This window comes from Acinetobacter sp. 251-1 (genome assembly GCF_030329305.1).
Taxonomy (GTDB): Bacteria; Pseudomonadota; Gammaproteobacteria; order Pseudomonadales; family Moraxellaceae; genus Acinetobacter; species Acinetobacter piscicola_A.
Window position 1 is genome coordinate 88924 of record NZ_JACANS010000006.1, and the last position, 18023, is coordinate 106946.

The 18023-nt window shown below is 36.2% G+C and carries 19 protein-coding genes; 9 read left to right on the plus strand and 10 right to left on the minus strand.

Features of this window, described 5'->3' with window-relative positions:
• Nucleotides 1–15: 15 nt before the first annotated feature.
• A complete protein-coding gene (locus tag HX129_RS06205) occupies nt 16–660 on the minus strand; it encodes a YqiJ family protein (protein ID WP_130072896.1) in 645 nt (214 codons plus the stop codon).
• A 650-nt stretch (nt 661–1310) separates the two neighbouring features.
• Nucleotides 1311–2324 carry a tryptophan--tRNA ligase gene (gene trpS, locus HX129_RS06210; RefSeq protein WP_286436081.1) on the minus strand — a complete coding sequence of 338 codons (1014 nt, stop codon included), beginning with the start codon at nt 2322–2324 and terminating at the stop codon, nt 1311–1313.
• Nucleotides 2325–2534: 210 nt separating this feature from the next.
• On the opposite strand from trpS, the gene HX129_RS06215 reads away from it, so the two are divergent.
• The gene (locus tag HX129_RS06215; RefSeq protein WP_130072894.1) at nt 2535–3461 is read left to right on the plus strand and encodes a DUF808 domain-containing protein; all 927 of its coding nucleotides are present in this window, start codon (nt 2535–2537) and stop codon (nt 3459–3461) included.
• A gap of 54 nt (nt 3462–3515) precedes the next feature.
• Nucleotides 3516–4406 (plus strand): KPN_02809 family neutral zinc metallopeptidase, encoded by an 891-nt coding sequence (ypfJ, locus tag HX129_RS06220; RefSeq protein WP_130072893.1) that lies wholly within the window; start codon nt 3516–3518, stop codon nt 4404–4406.
• 42 nt (nt 4407–4448) lie between these two features.
• Here ypfJ and HX129_RS06225 read toward each other — a convergent pair whose 3' ends face one another.
• Complete coding sequence (locus HX129_RS06225) at nt 4449–4994, minus strand: hypothetical protein (RefSeq protein ID WP_286436082.1); 546 nt, start codon at nt 4992–4994, stop codon at nt 4449–4451.
• A gap of 240 nt (nt 4995–5234) precedes the next feature.
• On the opposite strand from HX129_RS06225, the gene HX129_RS06230 reads away from it, so the two are divergent.
• Nucleotides 5235–6734 (plus strand): cation:proton antiporter, encoded by a 1500-nt coding sequence (locus HX129_RS06230; RefSeq protein WP_174493045.1) that lies wholly within the window; start codon nt 5235–5237, stop codon nt 6732–6734.
• A 71-nt stretch (nt 6735–6805) separates the two neighbouring features.
• Here HX129_RS06230 and HX129_RS06235 read toward each other — a convergent pair whose 3' ends face one another.
• The 3 genes from HX129_RS06235 to HX129_RS06245 all read right to left on the minus strand — a co-directional run bounded on the left by HX129_RS06235 (nt 6806) and on the right by HX129_RS06245 (nt 9867).
• Nucleotides 6806–7681: an arginase family protein gene (locus tag HX129_RS06235; RefSeq protein ID WP_130072890.1), complete on the minus strand. Its 876-nt coding sequence runs from the start codon at nt 7679–7681 to the stop codon at nt 6806–6808.
• Nucleotides 7682–7694: 13 nt separating this feature from the next.
• A complete protein-coding gene (locus HX129_RS06240; RefSeq protein ID WP_130072889.1) occupies nt 7695–8669 on the minus strand; it encodes a hypothetical protein in 975 nt (324 codons plus the stop codon).
• Between the two features lie 232 nt (nt 8670–8901).
• A complete protein-coding gene (locus HX129_RS06245) occupies nt 8902–9867 on the minus strand; it encodes an alpha/beta fold hydrolase (RefSeq protein ID WP_286433057.1) in 966 nt (321 codons plus the stop codon).
• 102 nt (nt 9868–9969) lie between these two features.
• Between HX129_RS06245 and HX129_RS06250 the strand changes: the two genes are divergently transcribed.
• Together HX129_RS06250 and HX129_RS06255 are read left to right on the plus strand one after the other, a co-directional pair.
• The gene (locus HX129_RS06250; RefSeq protein ID WP_130072887.1) at nt 9970–10305 is read left to right on the plus strand and encodes an MGMT family protein; all 336 of its coding nucleotides are present in this window, start codon (nt 9970–9972) and stop codon (nt 10303–10305) included.
• Nucleotides 10306–10416: 111 nt separating this feature from the next.
• The gene (locus HX129_RS06255) at nt 10417–10728 is read left to right on the plus strand and encodes a hypothetical protein (RefSeq protein WP_286433056.1); all 312 of its coding nucleotides are present in this window, start codon (nt 10417–10419) and stop codon (nt 10726–10728) included.
• A gap of 55 nt (nt 10729–10783) precedes the next feature.
• Here HX129_RS06255 and HX129_RS06260 read toward each other — a convergent pair whose 3' ends face one another.
• On the minus strand, nt 10784–11227 hold the full coding sequence (locus HX129_RS06260; protein ID WP_286433055.1) for a universal stress protein: 444 nt from the start codon (nt 11225–11227) through the stop codon (nt 10784–10786).
• 307 nt (nt 11228–11534) lie between these two features.
• A complete protein-coding gene (gene rsmI, locus HX129_RS06265; protein WP_130072884.1) occupies nt 11535–12374 on the minus strand; it encodes a 16S rRNA (cytidine(1402)-2'-O)-methyltransferase in 840 nt (279 codons plus the stop codon).
• A 12-nt stretch (nt 12375–12386) separates the two neighbouring features.
• Here rsmI and HX129_RS06270 point away from each other — a divergent pair, with 12 nt between their 5' ends.
• The 4 genes from HX129_RS06270 (at nt 12387) to HX129_RS06285 (ending at nt 15434) form a co-directional block, all read left to right on the plus strand.
• Nucleotides 12387–13337, plus strand: coding sequence for a penicillin-binding protein activator (locus HX129_RS06270; protein ID WP_286433054.1), 951 nt, complete (start codon nt 12387–12389; stop codon nt 13335–13337).
• Nucleotides 13338–13358: 21 nt separating this feature from the next.
• Nucleotides 13359–13793 carry a YraN family protein gene (locus HX129_RS06275; protein WP_130072882.1) on the plus strand — a complete coding sequence of 145 codons (435 nt, stop codon included), beginning with the start codon at nt 13359–13361 and terminating at the stop codon, nt 13791–13793.
• Nucleotides 13794–13858: 65 nt separating this feature from the next.
• Nucleotides 13859–14560: a BON domain-containing protein gene (locus HX129_RS06280; protein WP_130072881.1), complete on the plus strand. Its 702-nt coding sequence runs from the start codon at nt 13859–13861 to the stop codon at nt 14558–14560.
• Nucleotides 14547–15434: an alpha/beta hydrolase gene (locus HX129_RS06285; protein ID WP_180044875.1), complete on the plus strand. Its 888-nt coding sequence runs from the start codon at nt 14547–14549 to the stop codon at nt 15432–15434. Before HX129_RS06280 ends, HX129_RS06285 begins: the two co-directional genes overlap by 14 nt.
• Nucleotides 15435–15472: 38 nt before the next feature.
• Here HX129_RS06285 and nudC read toward each other — a convergent pair whose 3' ends face one another.
• A complete protein-coding gene (gene nudC, locus HX129_RS06290) occupies nt 15473–16240 on the minus strand; it encodes an NAD(+) diphosphatase (protein ID WP_286436083.1) in 768 nt (255 codons plus the stop codon).
• Nucleotides 16240–17883 (minus strand): chemotaxis protein, encoded by a 1644-nt coding sequence (locus HX129_RS06295; protein WP_174493038.1) that lies wholly within the window; start codon nt 17881–17883, stop codon nt 16240–16242. Before HX129_RS06295 ends, nudC begins: the two co-directional genes overlap by 1 nt.
• Between the last annotated feature and the right edge of the window lie 140 nt (nt 17884–18023).

The following is an 18023-nucleotide window of genomic DNA, read 5'->3' on the forward strand; positions in this document are numbered from 1 at the left end:
GTTGTTATTAAAAAATTAAAGTTGAATCGCTTGAAACCCGTTTGCTGTTTTTTGCGTTAAAATCACTTCTTGACCTTGTGAAAAAATCATATCGAGCTCAGGCTCGACTAAGACATAATGTGTTTGACCAAATTGGTCGAGAACTTTAGCTTGAGCAGGATAATTTTTCTTTGCTTCACCTAAGATGATTAATGCGGTACGCCCAATCAGTTCATCACTATGAATGGCTGTGGTTTCATCTTGAGGTAAAATTTTGGAGATCAGTGCAGCACTTACACGTACCAAAGGCATGCATAAAAATAAGCAAGCGGGTGCTGCAATCCAAATCGGTAAATAATGTTGTGTAAATGCAAAAAAAGCCGCTTGTACAGCAAAACCAAAAACAGCATAGAAAGTTAAAAAAATAATTAACCAAACTAAAACAGGGATGCGCCCTAAATATAGCCAATCTAAAAATTGCACAACAAAGTTTTGTTCTACATCTAGATCTATTCCTAGACTTTTTGCTTCACCTAAGCCATCAGGAATAAATGGATCTAAAAATCCCTGCGTAGATGCACCTAAAATTAAAAGTAAACATTCAAAAACGCCCAATAGCAGCATTAAGCATAAGCTGACACTAAAAAATAAGTTTGAAGGATGTGTAAATAGTTCCCACATTGTCTGAGCTCTTATTTAATTCACAATTTATTTTTGTGATGAGTTTTTAATATTTGGCAACTGCCAAATGATGAATTAATTCTATTAATAAAGCTAGTTTATATGGTTATTTCAATGTTGACAATATTTTTTTTATTAATAATAATTGTAAATCAATAAGTTATTGTTTTTTAGTGATGGTGTACACGACAACGGAAAAAATTTGTAATTATTTAAAAACTAGATTATAAATTATACATAACTAGATGAAAGCGTAATCACCCTTACAAGGAATGTATGGCGCTGATATTTAAAAAGATTATTGATAAGGGTTGTTAAAATTACCGATTATTTTTATTTAAGTTCATTAGAACTAAAGGGAAAAGAGTATATTATTTTTTATCTTAAAAAAATACGCAATGATTGGGGTGATCATTGCGTAGAACAACGAATTTGTAGCTACAAATTCGGTTAAGGAGAAATGTTATGAACTTTGGGGATGGTTCATAACTTGAGATAAATAATAATACTACTCAATAGATACTTCATTAGTTTTAGCGTTAAGTCATGTTAATAAACGTTAAATATTAAGAGATTTATGTTTCTTTAGCCTCTAATATAAAAAAGCCTTTCAATCGAAAGGCTTTTTTATTGAGCAATTTATTTATAACTTAAAAGTGAAAAACACCTAAACCATTTTTGATTTCATCCAGTGTATCTTGAGTGATAATGCGGCACTTATCTGTACCTGTTTTCAAGATATCCATAATGTAATCAGGATCTTTTGCAAGTTCCATACGGCGTTCACGAATCGGGCTAATCAATTCTTTTAACACACCTTCAAGGCGTTTTTTCACTGTACCATCGCCTAAACCGCCGCGACGATAATGTGCTTTAAGTTCTTCAACTTCTTCTTTATTTGGATCAAAAGCGTCTAAATAGGTAAATACAATATTACCTTCAACTTGACCAGGATCTTCGATACGAAGATGGTTTGGATCGGTATACATTGCATTTACTGCTTTTTTAATGTCTTTATCCGAAGCATCTAATACAATGGTATTGCCTAAAGATTTAGACATTTTTGCTTTACCATCAAAACCTGGTAAGCGACTCATATTAGATAAAAGAGCTTTACATTCAGGTAAAACCTCATGACCAATTTGACGATTTAAACGACGAACAATTTCGTTGGTTTGTTCAATCATTGGAATTTGGTCTTCACCTACAGGCACGACAGTTGCTTTAAATGCAGTTATATCAGCAGCTTGTGCGACAGGGTAGCATAAAAAGCCTGCTGGAATATCACGTTCAAAACCACGTAGTTGAATTTCAGACTTAATGGTTGGATTGCGCTCTAAGCGTGAAACAGTCACGAAATTGAGATACAGCATGGTCAATTCATTGAGTGCAGGCAAACAAGATTGTACACAAATCGTGGTTTTTATTGGATCAATACCGACCGCTAAATAATCTGTTGCAACTTCAATAATATTACGGCGAACTTTTTCAAAATTGTCCGCATTATCTGTCAGTGCTTGTGCATCTGCTAAAAGTAAATGCTGATGATGGGAATCTTGTAACCCTACACGTGAACGTAGTGAACCTACAAAATGTCCTAAATGAAGTTGTCCAGTTGGACGGTCGCCCGTTAAAATAATAGGACGATTGTCTTGATTACTCATTATATATTCCACAGCCGTAAGCGACGACATCTGTTGTTGCTAAATAATATGCCCACATTGTACGGCATAATTTTTTTTTATGTCAGCGAAAAAATCCACTTGATTGCAAAATATAAAAATTTCAAAAATGATATATAAAAATACATGTGCTTATATAAAGCATTTTAAAACTTGATTAAAATATACAGAAATACAGATTAGGATAAAAAGATGGCGAGTAGCTTGTTATTATTATTAGATGATATTGCCACGGTGTTAGATGATGTTGCAGTGATGAGTAAAATGGCCGCCAAGAAAACAGCAGGGGTTTTAGGCGATGATTTAGCACTTAATGCACAGCAAGTGACAGGCGTTCGTTCTGAACGAGAAATTCCTGTGGTGTGGGGGGTGGCAAAAGGCTCATTTATCAATAAATTGATTCTTGTACCTTTAGCACTTTTAATCAGTGTGATTGCACCTTGGTTGATTACGCCATTACTGATTATTGGTGGTCTGTTTTTATGTTATGAAGGTGTGGAAAAAGTTATTCATACGATCATGCATAAAAAAGCAAAAACGGCAGATACAGCCAAGGCTGAATTTGATGCTGTTGAAACAGATTTAGAAAAATTTGAAAAAGACAAAATTAAAGGCGCGGTTCGTACAGATTTTATTTTATCTGCAGAAATTGTGGTGATTTCATTAGGGACAGTCGCGACTCAACCTTTTATGACGAAAGTTTTAGTATTAACTGTGATTTCAATTATCATGACTGTTGGTGTTTATGGTTTTGTGGCGATGATTGTAAAAATTGATGACTTAGGTGTGTATTTAACGGAGCAAGCATCGAACTTAAAGAAAAGTATTGGTCGTGGTTTACTTGCATTTGCACCGATATTAATGAAAACTTTGTCTATTGTGGGTACGATTGCGATGTTTTTAGTGGGTGGCGGGATTATTTCACATGGTATTTCCGCTTTGCATCATTTTACTGAACAAACAGTTGATCAGGTTCAACATATTCCTACCGTGGGTTCAATCATTGGTGCAATGACGCCAACGTTGATTAATTTGGGTATTGGTATCGTGGCGGGTTTTATTGTTCTTATTTTGGTGAATATTGTTCAAAAAATTCGTGGGCAATCTGAAACGGTTTAATTGAGAAAATATCATTAAAATAGAAAGAATTTTATAAAAAATAAGGATAAGGCTATGCGTTGGAAAGGTCGTCGAGTAAGTAGCAATGTCGAAGATCGCCGTGGCGGCGGTGGGGCAAAAGCAGGTGGAATCAGTATTTTGGGCTTAATTGTGGCTTTTGTGGCTTGGAAATTTTTTGGTGTTGATCCACAACAGGCGTATCAAGCAACCAAACAAGTGACTTCAAGTGGACAAAGCCAACAAGTTGCACCTGAAAATTTAACGCCTGAGCAACAAGAAGTGTCAGACTTTGTCGGTACGGTACTTGCCGATACTGAAGATGTTTGGACCCCCATTTTTCAGGCACAAGGTGCACAATATGCTGCACCTAAATTGGTGATGTTTAGTGGGGCAACCAATTCAGGCTGTGGTGCAGCGCAGTCAGCAATGGGACCATTCTATTGTCCAGCAGATCAAAAAGTATATATCGATACGCAATTTTTCAAAGATATGCGTCAGCAAATGGGAATCTCTGGTGAACAAAATCAATCAGAGCTAAGTGCTCAAGATGAAGCTGGAGATTTTGCACAAGCCTATGTGATTGCTCACGAAGTGGGGCATCATGTACAAAATCTTTTGGGTATTTCAGGACAAGTGCAGCAAGCACGCCAGCGTGCGAGTGAGGCACAGGGCAATCAATTATCAGTGCGTTTAGAATTACAAGCAGATTGTTTGGCAGGTGTTTGGGCAAATAAAACCCATCAAAAAACTCAGTTCCTTGAACAAGGTGATGTGGAAGAAGCGATGGATGCTGCTGAGAAAATTGGGGATGATTATTTACAGAAAAAAGCACGTGGTTATGCAGTACCGGATAGCTTTACACATGGAACCAGCCAACAACGGATGCAATGGTTTCAAACAGGTTTAAAAACAGGTGACATGAATAGTTGTGATACTTTTCAATAAAATGTCGGTTCATATATAAATAAAGGAAAGTAAAACTTTCCTTTATTTATTTAAAAAGGTTTGAAAATCACGCACTATTCGAATACAGACATAGAGTGCAAATAGACTAAAAAACCATAATAAAATCAATTGAAATTTTAGGCTTTCTATATCTGTTGTATAAAATTGATGAATTTGTTGATTGTCAAAATGAAAGCTTTTTGTCTCGAGATTTTGTGTATTTTGATACTTAACATTTTGAATATAATGATATTTACCGTAATGAACTAAATCTAACGTTTTAATTTGACGCAAATAATGTTGATTATCTGCATTTGTACATAAGCTATTCATATAGTGTTCACATGATATTGTGAAGATATAGCCTTGGTTGGGTAGGATAATAAATATTTTTTCATCAGGCTTTTGGTTGTTACTGACCAAGCGCAATTCTTTAAGGGGTGTGCTCGCTAAATGCGTGTATTGAGGGGTGACTTGATGTGCAGTGAAAGCTTCATAGGTTTTAACTAGAGTTGTCCAAATCAGTAAAGTACTGACAATACCAATCAACGCTGCATAAAAATATCGGAAGATGATTTTAAAACGCATACAGTCATAAAAAATTGCAAAATTTGATAATACCGATTTCAAACTCGCTTTTAAACGCTTTTATTAGAAATGATGTTGCAACTTGAGATTTATGTTAAAAAAAATATTTTTTACGGGCACTTGTTGGCATTTCTTTGTAAAATTATATAGATTTAAAAAATCACTTTTATTTCTTGATTCATTTTAAAAATGATTAGGTTGTAGTTGTTCACATATATTAAAAACTGAAAAAGGGTAAGCATGGGTAATTATTTTTTTCTACAAGTCTTGACAGTCGTTTTTGCTTTATCCATTGCAACTACCATTTTTAATAAGCGAATTTTAGGGTTTCCACAAGCCATTGGAGTACCGTTGGTTTCAGCGATATTTGTCTTTATTTTGCAATGGGGAGCGAGTTTGCTAAATGGCAATCAATTTATCTCCATTAATATTCATAATATTGAAGAAGCGGTTAGACATATTGATTTTTATGACTTTTTGGTCAATGGTGTAATTTGTTTTATTTTAACTTCCTCTGCATTGAAGTTTAAAGTATCTGACTTAAAAGTGCATTGGAAACCCATTAGTATCTTGGCGACCATTGCCTTGGTACTTTGTGCGGTGTTTTTTGCAGGCATAGTTTTTGGCTTTCAGTATTTGATTGGTAATCCTGTACCTATTTTGGTGTTGTTATTATTGGGTTCAGCATTGGGTGCGACTGACCCGATCGGGATTAAAGGTGTACTTAGTTCGGTACGTGCGCCACATCATTTAATGGTTAAACTTGAAGGCGAATCGTTATTTAATGATGCGATGTGTATCGCCGTTTTTATGACTTTACTGAATGTGTTGGAAGGTGAACACTTTAGTTTGGTTGCAACTTTGCAAACCCTGCTCTATGAAATTGTGGTTGCTGTAATTATCGGTTGGGCATTTGGTCTAGGCATTTTACGTTTACTGCGTGGTAAACATGAAATGGAGTCTTTGATTTTAACCACAGCGCTACTGGCATGTGGTTCATATCTTGTGGCGTTGTTTGCTCATGCTTCTGCACCTATTGCCTGTGTAATCGGTGGTTTGATTGTTGGAAATAAATGGAAAGAAATTTTACAAGAGCGTGAAATTCGTGAAGTTAATCATTTCTGGCATACTGTTGAAGGCATTATTAATTCTTTCTTATTTACCTTAATTGGTCTTGAGATTTTTATTTTAGACTTGAGTACAAGTTTGATTTTAGGAGGGATCTTTGCTTTCTTTGCGTTACATTTATCTCGTTTTGCAGCAAACTATTTGGCTTTTGCATTTTTTCCTTCTTTCAGACACAAGAGCTATAATGGCAGTTTAGCGATTCTATCTTGGGGTGGGGTACGTGGTGGTATTTCGCTTGCCTTGATCTTAGCTGTCGCAAACATTCCTGAATTACGTGATTATAGTAGTATTTTAATTGGTTATACGTTTATTAGCGTATTGCTCTCAGGTATTGTTTGTGGTCTAGGTTTGCCTGCGGTGATGAATGCTTTTTATTACAACCCGAATGAAGAAAAGCAAGGTTTCAAAGGTTGGTATCAGCGTATGTGTCATAAAATGAACCGTAAAGGCGTAAAATATATTGTTGGTGAAGACGCTGAAGGTCATGAAACAATTACGATTTATAACCCTGAAGCTTTAGTTGATAAAAAATCAGATGATGGTGTTGCCTCTGTACACCGTCCAGATAAAGCACAAGAAGTAAAACGTTTGGAAAATCCAAGTAATTTCTAAAGTTGAGTATTGTGTTCAACATAAAAAAACCGAATGTTTTTACATTCGGTTTTTTTAATGACAAAAATCATTTAATTAGTAGATGGAAAGTACACCGTATTGGCTGCTTTAAAGGTATTGACGTGTAAAGGAACTAAATCATCTAATTTCTGATAACCACCAGCTAAAACAAACATAATGGGTAAATTGTATTTTTTAGCCAATTTAAATACCATTAAATCTCGTTCATAGAGCATTTCAGTACTGAACCACTTTGAACCACAACGGTCATTTTGATGACAGTCCATACCTGCTTGATAGACGATTAAATCCGCTTGCCATGCCAAAGCATGTTCAAACCCATCCACGACCGCTTCAGCATATTGCTCAAATGATCCCTTTTTATTATGGATATGCCGTGTGATACTGCGTTCATAAGTCGCACACCCAAATGCCAAAGCATAAATACTAAAATTAAACAAATTTTCAAATCTTAGCGTATATTCTGCTGTGCCATTACCACCGTGTTGGTCACAATCAAGCACAAAGATTTTTTTATGCGGATATTGTTGTGCGATCAAGGCTAAGCCGTTGAAAGTACAATAGGCATTACCATGCTCATAAACAGCATGATGAAAACCTTGTGCAATATTGGCTGCTATGCCTTCTTTGAATGCAATTTCTGTGGCTAAAAGTTGACCTGATTGAACGGCTAAAATTGCTTCCCTAAATTGTAAACTCCATTGTTTAAAGCCTTGCATGGTGGCAAGTGGTTTTTTACCTTGGACAAATGCTTGTACATAAGCGGGGTCATGAATACCATATAAAATTTTGGGATCGATACTTTCAGGATCAACCAACTCGGCCATTTCATCTGCTTCAAGTACTTGTGCAACAGCAGTTAGTTTTTCCATGCTATTCGTATGCGTTTTTGCAAAATATTGAGGTGAATAGCAAGCTTTTAACATGAAGTATTCTCAACTAAATCTGTTCTTGAGCAACGGCAATCAGTTGTTTAAGCTCAGTTGTTTCTGGGCTAAATAAACCATTATCAATTTGTTGTTTAAAATGCGAAGTAAATGCACGCGCTCTATTTTCAGGGGAAATCGCCAAAGTCGTTAAACGTAAAAACCAAAAACCAATCACATCATGCACAGAAATGACATGACCTTTGAAGTTTTTATTGGGACGTTTGGCAATCGTCTCTTCGTCATAATATACCGAAAATAAGCTGCCAAGGGGAATACGAATACCATTAATAATTAAAGGCACGAGATTAATACAAGAATGGTCATCGCCCATTTTGATTTTTTCCATCAAAATTGGTTTTTCATTCTTATCTACAAAAATATTAATGTTGCCTTGACGTAACATGCGACCATGCGCAATTTTAAGGAAAAAGTTTTCTGCCATTGGGCAAGAACCCACTTTCGGTTTTTCACTCAGATTTTTAAGTTCTAAACTGTCTACGTCCTGAGGATCTTTACGTAAAATAATATCTTCTAAGAATTGGCACAGTAGCTTACTTTCTTCTTTTTCGACATGTTCATGGATATTACGGAGTTTGGCTTGAAAAGCAACTTCATTGGCTAATGCACTAATGAACGGATCATCACGATCTTGATGTTTTGCTAAAAATGCATGTACTTCAGCATTAATGTCTAAATTGCGCCATGTTTTTAGTTCTAAACCGTGTGCAGTTGCATTGGCTAAAATCGTTCTCAGCGCTTTAGTATCGTATTGATCAAATATTTTAAAGTCTTTGAAGTCAATTTCATCTTGTTCTGAGTTGATAAACTCAGCCACTACACGTGTTGCTTGAGTATAGCCACAACCTCGGCGTTCAGTTTGATGACTAAAATGCTCATTTAACATTTCAGTTAAATTTTTAGCCAATGGATGTAAGTGTTCGTTAAAACATCTTAAAACTTCATGTTCTAAAATGACATCACTCATGTGTATTCCCCAATCAAGAATTCTTTATCGTTTTTTAAATTATTTAATCGCTTAACAATAATAAATTTCTATAATTTTCACAATACTTTCATAAAATAGAGTGCTTATTTTGTGTGAAATTTCTTCAAAAAAGGTTATTTTGTGGTATTTTTAAACAATAAAATTGCGTAATTTTAGTAATTATAGCTTTTTAAGTGTGAAGCAGTAGTTGTTTTCTACTGCTTTTGGTGATTTATTTTAAGCCATTCAGAAAGTTTAGATAAGGTTGAACTAATAATTGTTCTTGTTCCATGATGGGCATATGTCCTACACCTTTCAAGATCAATGGCTCTTTGGCATTTTTCAATAAAGACTTAAGTTCAGCTGCAGCTTCAACATTAATGACTTTATCTTTGTCTCCCCATGCGATGAGCACAGGCTGATCAATGGAACGTGCTGCTAAAGCAAACGTTTCTGGCGTATATACTTTTGACATTAAAATCAACTGTTCCACAAGTTTGGCATTGTTCGCTGCTTGTGAAATCATTAACTTTTCTTGAGCTTCTTTGAGTTCATTGGGGATAAAAGGCGGGAGTGCAGTTGCAATGCTTAGCACTTTGTCTAAATCTCCTTTTTTCGCCACAATCATACTGCGTAAAGTGGTTGGATCTTTCAAATAAGGTGTATTTGCAGATTTAAATACACCTGCACTATCTACTAAAAACAGAGATTTGGTATCGACGGGATATTGTGCTGCATAGAGGAGTGCAATAGAGCCTCCCATACTATGACCTGCAACGTGTAAACCTTGTTCAATTTTTGCAGCTTCAGCAAAACGGCGTAATTTTTCAGTCATATTTGGAATAGTATAGTCAAAATCTGCAGCGACTTTGCTGTCACCTTGACCGGGTAGATCTGGAATAATGACATGATAATAAGGGGTTAAATAACGAGCCAAACGATTCCAATTGTCTCGACTGCCTGCTAAACCGTGCACTAACATCAAGGTCGGTTTACCGGCTTGTCCACCTTCACTATATGCCCAATCGATTTCACCTACTTTGAGGCGTTTGGATTGTAAACCCGCCCATGTGCGCTCTTGTTGTAACACACTCTGAATATCTATTGCTGCAAAAGCCTGACTAGGTAGACTTGCGGTTGTGGCAAAGCCCAAACTTAATGCTGTAGAAAGCATGAGTTTACTGAAGATTCCTTTCATTTGTAGTACTCTATGTTTTTGTTGTTCAATATGATTTAAGACTAAAACAGTATTTTTTTTAATACATTTGCCAAAATATAAAATTAGAGTGTGTTTAAGCCAATGATTACTCAAAATTCATCTGCATCGACTGCTGAATTGACGCAAATGATCATCGCTGTTGTGGTACAAATTCCCTATGGAAAAGTTGCAAGTTATGGGCAAATTGCCAAATTGGCAGGATTACCTAGGCATGCGCGGTTGGTTGGGCGAGTTTTAGGACAGTTGGAAGCGGGGCATGATGTTCCTTGGTATCGGGTGATTAATGCTCAGGGAAAAATAAGTACCCATACATTGGACGAGCAAGGGATGAATATTCAGCAAGCTAAATTGTTGGCTGAAAGTATTGTCGTGTTAGATGGAAAAGTAAATATGAAAAAATATGCATGGCAACCTTGAAATAAAATGCAGCAAACACTGATTTTTTATATCGGATTATTTGTCACTTTATATACATGTATTGGGTTGAGTTTAGATACGCTATGTTATCTCTTTGGGAGAAAACTACCCGTGAAAAATTTGCAACTGAGTTGCTATGCAAATTATTCGCAAGTCGGAGATGTGTATCATTTACAAGGGCAATATACTTTTGAAATCAATGGGCAAATGTATACAGCTAAACGAATGAATTATCTCGGTTTAGCCGCAGGAGCACTCAGTAAGAAAAGAGTTGAAAAACATATAGAAAAAGTCAAAAAACGTGGTCAGGTGTATGTGTTTATGCCTTATCCGAAAATTAATTGTTTAGTACCATTTTATTATTCATGGATGTTTTTAGGAGCGATGATTTTATTTGGACCTCTCCTTTTATGGGTAGTCTAAATCAAAAAACATCTCTATACGGAGATAGAGATGTTTTTAATATAAAATCAATTGATTAAGCGTGTTTTACAATCAGAACGGGGACATTTACAGTCGTCAATAAGCTTTGCGCCACACTTCCAATCAGTAGCTTTTTAAAACCACTACGTCCGTGAGAACTGACGATGACAAGGTCTGATTTTAGTTCTTCAGTGGCATTGGCAATTGCTTTGGCAATATTTTCACCTTCGAGCAATTTAACTTCTACATCGACCCCTTGCTCTTTAAATTTCGCTTTCGCTGTTTCTAAGTTATCTAAAATATAATTGCGCGCACGTTCGATCAATTGGTTACTTTGACCATGCACCATATATTCATTGGCAATATAAGGATCTAGAGTCATGACTTGGACAACAGTCACATGAGCATTAAATTTTTTAGCGATTTCTACAGCTTCAGGCACTGCAGCAAGTGATGTTTCAGAACCATCAACAGGGACTAAAATATTTTGAAAAGTCATAAAATTCTCCTTATAGTTATTACAAAAATATAGATATTTTTTCGGCTATAAATTCATCATATATGAAAAGAAATGATTTGAAAATGGCTAAAAAACAAGTGAGCTATAAATATTGGTTTTTAATTTATATTTAATATAAGAATATGTATTTTAAAATAATTTATACTAAATTGGTCGGGTTTTAAATTGTAATATTGAAATGTGGTGTAATAGGCTTTATCGATTTCAATATTACAATTTGTTGATGCTTTTACCTTTTTAAATCATGTGAAATAGAAAGTAAAAAATAACTCGAATTAAGATAAAATTAATCTTGCTGTGTGAGTTCTAAAGCACGTTGATATGCCACTTTTTTCTTGATTCCAGTCAAATCGGCGGCCAGTTGTGATGCCGCTTTAACGGATAAATCCTCAAGCAAACGCAAAAGTAATTTGTCTAGCTTTTCTTGATTTACATCATGCTCTTGTGTTGCACCGCCAATGACTAGCACAATTTCACCTTTTTGTTGATGATGATCATTTTCAATGAATGCCAGTAATTCTGCTAAAGTCATTTTTTTTATGGTTTCAAAGGTTTTGGTAATTTCTCTTGCAAAACCGACAGGACGTTCTGCACCAAAGACCTCAACCATATCTTTGACACAATCTAAAATACGATGTGGTGCTTCATAGATAATCAAGGTTTGTGTTTCATGTTTTAACTTTTCGAGTTGCAACATGCGTTGTGATTGTTTAGAGGGTAAAAAACCTTCAAAACTAAAGCGATCACTGGGTAAACCCACAGCACTCAGCGCGGCAATCGCTGCACATGCGCCCGGTACAGGAATAACACGGATATGATTTTCTTGTGCGGCACGGACCAGTTTAAAGCCAGGGTCACTGATCAAAGGAGTACCTGCATCACTGACTAAAGCGATATCTTCACCATTTTTGAGTCGTTCAATCAGTATATTAATTTTGTTACTTTCATTATGATCATGACATGCGGTTAATGGTGTTGAGATATTATAATGCTTTAAAAGTTGTGCAGATTGGCGTGTATCTTCTGCCGCAACGACAGAAACAGATTTTAAGACTTCAATGGCACGAAAGGTCATGTCATCTAAGTGCCCAATTGGGGTCGCTACAACAAATAACTGAGCACTCATAAGGGGTTCTCCATGATTAAGAATAAAAAAGTGAATTATAGACAGATCGTACTCGGTCTTGGTTTGATGAGCATGATGTGGATGGCACATGCAGATGTGTTGGTTATTTTACCCGAAACAGGGCCTTTGGCGCGAGCGAGTAGTAGTATTAAACTGGGAATATCGACTGCATATCAGGCAATGGGGGCAAAAACAGTTTTAAAATTTGTCAATAGTGACCAAAAATCTATGAGTGCTGTGTTAAAACAACAAGTCGATCAGCACACGCAGATGATCATTGGGCCTTTGGCACGTCATGATGTAGAGGAGATTGTTAAACTTGCACCTAAAGTGCCTGTATTGGCTTTAAATGAAGTGACCATTAAACACCCTAATGTCATGCAATTTAGTTTGTCAAAAAAAGAGGATGCCGCCGCTCTGATGCGTACGATGCAGGCAGATCAAATCAATAAATTATATATTTTACAACAACCTGAAACTATTGAAGAAAATAAAGCATTTTTGAATGCGGTTTCACAACAATTCCAAGGGCAAATTGAAATCCTCAACAATATACCTACGAAAATGGTGAAAAATGAAGGCTTATTATTATTGGGTAATTATGCTTGGATTCGTCAGTTGAAAAAATTACCCGTTCGTAATCTATATATGCAAGCACTCGCCGTAGAAGATAGTCAGCCTTTACCCAAAGGTATAAAATTTTGTGATGTACCTTCTCTTTATCTTCCTGATTGGAAAGATGTTCTAACGGCTTATCAGCAAAATCCAACGCCTATGCCATATCAACGCTTATATGCCTTTGGCGGTGATGCTTGGCAAATTGCTCAAATTTATTTAGCTCAATCTAAGCAATCTACGATAGATTTTCATGGACGTACTGGAGAAATTCATTTTGAACATCAGCAAATTAAGCGTCGGCCGATGTGTTTTATAAGTACGGGTACAAGTTTAGCACTCGCTTAATCGTTCAAATGGGGCAACGTTATGAGACTTAAAGTTAAACCTTTAAGACAACAGCTCGGTGAATGGGCAGAGCAGATGGCACTGAATGTGCTTGAGCAACATGGTTTTGTTTTACTGTATAAAAATTATTATGCCCGATGTGGTGAAATAGATCTCATTGTACAAAAAGCCAATGAACTGATTTTTGTTGAGGTGAAAGCTCGTGCCAAAACTGAATATGGCACTGCTTTGGAAGTCATTACACTGGCCAAACAACGCAAAATTGTGAAAACAAGCTTAAAGTTTTTACAAGATCATGCAGAATTTCAGGATTTTTATTATCGTTTTGATGTAGTTTGTTTTGATTTTCATCAAGAAATTGCAAAAAATGTACAGCATGACTTTTCAAAAATCTCGTATGATCTACAGTGGATTGAAAATGCATTTACTTTAGATGCAGACTTGATTAATCTGTGACTGAAATTTAAGCATAATTGCTTATAAAAGATAGAAATAATGATTTCAATGAGGAGTCTTGCTGAGTGTTAAACCGAATTGTCATTACAATGTTGTGTGTAGCAAGTTTATCTGGATGTGCAAGCTTCATCTCTGGGGGGACGGGCAGTACGCCTGTAGGAACAGAAAGCGGAGTAAGATCACTGGGTCAGGTATTTATTGATTCTTCCATTGAACGTACTGCAAAAATTAATTTATATAAATTAGATTCGAGATTTAAACAATCCCGTATCAATATTAACAGTTTCCATAGCAATGTGTTGCTGACAGGGCAAGTGCCTGACGCACATTTAAAGCAACTTGCTGAAGATAATGTCCGCGCGATGAGTGATGTAAAAGCTGTACATAACTATATTACAGTAGGTAATCAGATCAGTTATGGGACGATCATGCAAGATGCTTCAGTGACTGCAAATACGCGTGGTTTGATCATGAAAGCGCCTGTAGTTTCAGACAATAAGGTGCTCGTACATACTGAAGATGGCGTGTTGTATGTCATGGGGCGTTTAAATAATGCTGAAAGTAATGATTTAAATGACGTACTGCAAAAAGTTGGCAATATTACCCGAATTGTTACGCTTTTAGATAATGTAGAAATCGCAAATCGTCAGATGCAAAATTCATCTTTTACCGTTGCGCCAACGGGATCCAATGCTCAGCCTGATGTGCAAACCCCTGTAGCGATAGATCCTGATGCTGTAGAGCCGAGTAGCAATGTTCAGCCGTAATTTTCAAGACAAACAACAATTCGTGTTGAAAAAAATCCAAGCGTTTAAAGCATTTTATGCAGATTTTCGACTGTATGATCTTGCGAGTATCACGATTAATGGTTTGACACCTAAGAAAGGTTATCAACTGCATGCCAATATTGCCTATGGATTAAAAGCAAGACAACGCTTGGATTTGTATATTTCGGAGCAAAAACAAAATAAGCCTTTGATTATATTTGTACATGGCGGAGCTTGGAGCCATGGAGATAAAAGTGCTTATAAGTTTGTCGGTGAGGCTTTTAGTCGTTATGGCTATGATGTTGCTGTCTTAAATTATCATCTTGCACCACAGTTTAAGTTTCCAACTTATGTGGATGACTTGGCAATTGCACTCAATTTTTTAGAGCAACAACAGATGCGATTGGGGATTTCGACACAAAATATTGCCTTAATGGGGCATTCTGCGGGGGCATTTAATATTGCTTCATTGTTGTATCATCCTCAACGGTTTCAATCTGCAATCAAGACACAGATTAAAGCGATTATTGGGATAGCAGGGCCTTATCATTTTGATTATAAAGGTGATCCTTTAGCAGGACATGCCTTTGATCAAGATACGCCGTATCAACATGTGATGCCGTATTATTTTGTTGAAAAAAATGAAGTGCAGCACTATTTGTTTTTGGCTGAAAATGATCAAATTGTGAAAGATACCAATAGTTTTGATTTGAAAAATAAGCTTGAAGCTTTGGGTAATCATTGCCAAATCTGTGTGATCCCCAAAACAGGACACGTTTCAATTATGGGCAGTATTTCCAGTTTATTCAGCCGTTTTTATCGGACGCGTTCCGAGATTATCAAGGCATTGGATCAGACTTTTGAAAGACTTTAAATGTATCGCTTGAATGAAGAAAAAGCAAAATGCCTGAATTACTCAGGCATTTTTTTATTGAAAATGACATGTTCTATCATGGCATGGGCGATACTGCCTGAAATGGGAATCTCAGGTAATGCATCAAATTTAAAGAATTTTGCATCACTAATTTCTTCTTCTTGTAGTACAAGCTCGCCTGATTCATATTCGGCTTTAAAGGCTAACATCAGATTGCTTGGGAAAGGCCAAGGTTGGCTCGCTAAATACTGAATATTCTTGACTTTAATACCCACTTCTTCAAGTGTTTCGCGTTCCACCGCTTCTTCAAGGGTTTCACCCACTTCGACAAAGCCTGCAATTAAACCATACATATTGCTGGTATTTTTAGCATTTTTTGCCAATAAAATTTCATCTTTTCCACGGGTAATCACGGTAATGATACATGGCTGTACACGAGGGTATTGGTGATAACGGCATGCAGGACAGACCATGGCATATTCGGTTGGATGAACTTCGGTTTCATGACCACAATGGCTACAAAACTTATGATTACGACGCCATTCTAACAGTTGTAATGCCCGACTGGCTTGCTCAAACTGCACTTTTGTCCACTGTGAAATGAGCTGACGAATGGGAACCAGTTGATAGCCTGTAGGAATATTTTCTTCAACAAATAAGTCTCGGGCGATGATTTGATCACCTGAATGAAATACTAAATCACTTGCCAGCTGCTCAACTTTGGGAAGTTGGAAATGATCATCGACTAAAAGTTGGTGATGATGAAAAATATAGGCAAGTGATAAATTAGTATCTTGATTACACATTAGGCAGTCGCTTTTAAGTTTTGGCTACTGTTCAATGCTATATCAAACATCGACTGTAAAACAGGTTGTTTATTTTGTAAATTATCAATCATCATATCGGCACTTGCTAGAATTTCTAACAAAGCTTGTACTTGTTGTGGGTTTAATATCGCTTGTTGAGACAGTTGTGCTTCTACAAAATCTGCGCTATCAAGTAAAGTTTTTTGACTTTCTTGTGAACCTAAGAACAGCATTGCACCACTGATTTCTTTTAACTGCATAGGAATATTGGCAATATGTTCATTGTTCTGTTCAGAGATATATTGCACTAAAGTTTGACTCGTTGCATCGATTTGAACTTTACTTTCTGCCAATAAAACTGTATGTGCATCATCTAAACGATCAAGTGAAATGTGTAGATTATTGACACGTAGTTGTAAGCGATTGGAGGTGTAATTACGCTCTAAGATCCCAATAGAATTCATCGCAGATAAAATGCTATTCATTAATTGTTGGGCATAGTTTTCATTACTTAACGAGGTATGATCAGATAACAAAGCCGCTTGTTGTGTGAGTTCATTTGCTGCTTCATTTAAGTTTAATACTTTGAAAATATTGACTAAAGCGAGTAATTTATTCTTAAGTTCGGCCGTTTTTTCATCTGACATATTTTCGTAGTTATATTCGATATCATTACGAATTTCACTCATTTCATCGGTAATGAGCTTACTTGCAGTATGAATCGTTTCAAAATCAGGACCATATAAATGGCGGCTGAATACTTGTAACTGGTTGTCTGTTAAAATGTCATCGCCTGCATTGATTTTTTCACGTAGGTATTGTGAGAGATCATTGTCTTGGCTAATACATAAGCTGATTACGTTGGCAATTTCAAGAGTGTTGACATTGAATTGTTGTGGATCTTGTAGAAATGCAGCGATATGTGTTTCGATTTGAATGAGTGTGCGTAAACGTGCATCACTTAAAATAAGATCTTTAATGTTTTGTAAGGCATTGGCAACCAATTTCCAATATTGTGCAGTGGCTGTTGCTTCTGACAAATAAGACAGATATGAACCAACGAGTTGTAAACCTTGAAAATCAAGTGGTGATTCTTGTTGTTTAAGCAAATTATTCAAGCAAATTTTATACAGCTTATGTACATAAGCAGACTTTTCAAGTTCAGGTGCAGCTTGAAGCTCTAAGTTTGGCACGACACAGTCTAAAAGTGGTGCAATACTTTCACCATCTTGTGTCAGTGGTTTACCCAACGCTAATTCTAAACGGTTTAAGGTGTCTAATAGAAACTGATGAACTTTGACTTCGCGTAAGCAAGTAAACTCAATAAAACGCTTCAGCATGGTGGTGCCTTCGCTGAGCGCAAGTACGTCTGAGGTTTTGATATTTTGTGGATCTTGCATGATTTTACGCATTAGTTCAGCAGCGTATTCAGTCAGTTGCGCAAGTTGTGGCATGTCAATTAAACGAATGACATGTGCACATTGCTCAAACTGATTCAGTGCATCATCAATACCAAAAGGCAATGTTTGATCTTCAACCAAACTGCTGACAGCAGACTCTACCAATTGAATCGAGTTATCCACTTCATTTTTTATTATTAATAAAGCCGTTGGATCGAAATAAATTGATGTTTGATAAGACATCAAAGCCCCCTGATAAAAAATACATGTTTTAGTTTTTTAGTCTTTATCTTAAAGACTAATTTTTAGATTTTAATATCGCTTAAATGCGCAGCTTTTACAATAGACTTATGCCATCATTGCCATAGTTTCTATGTCTTGCA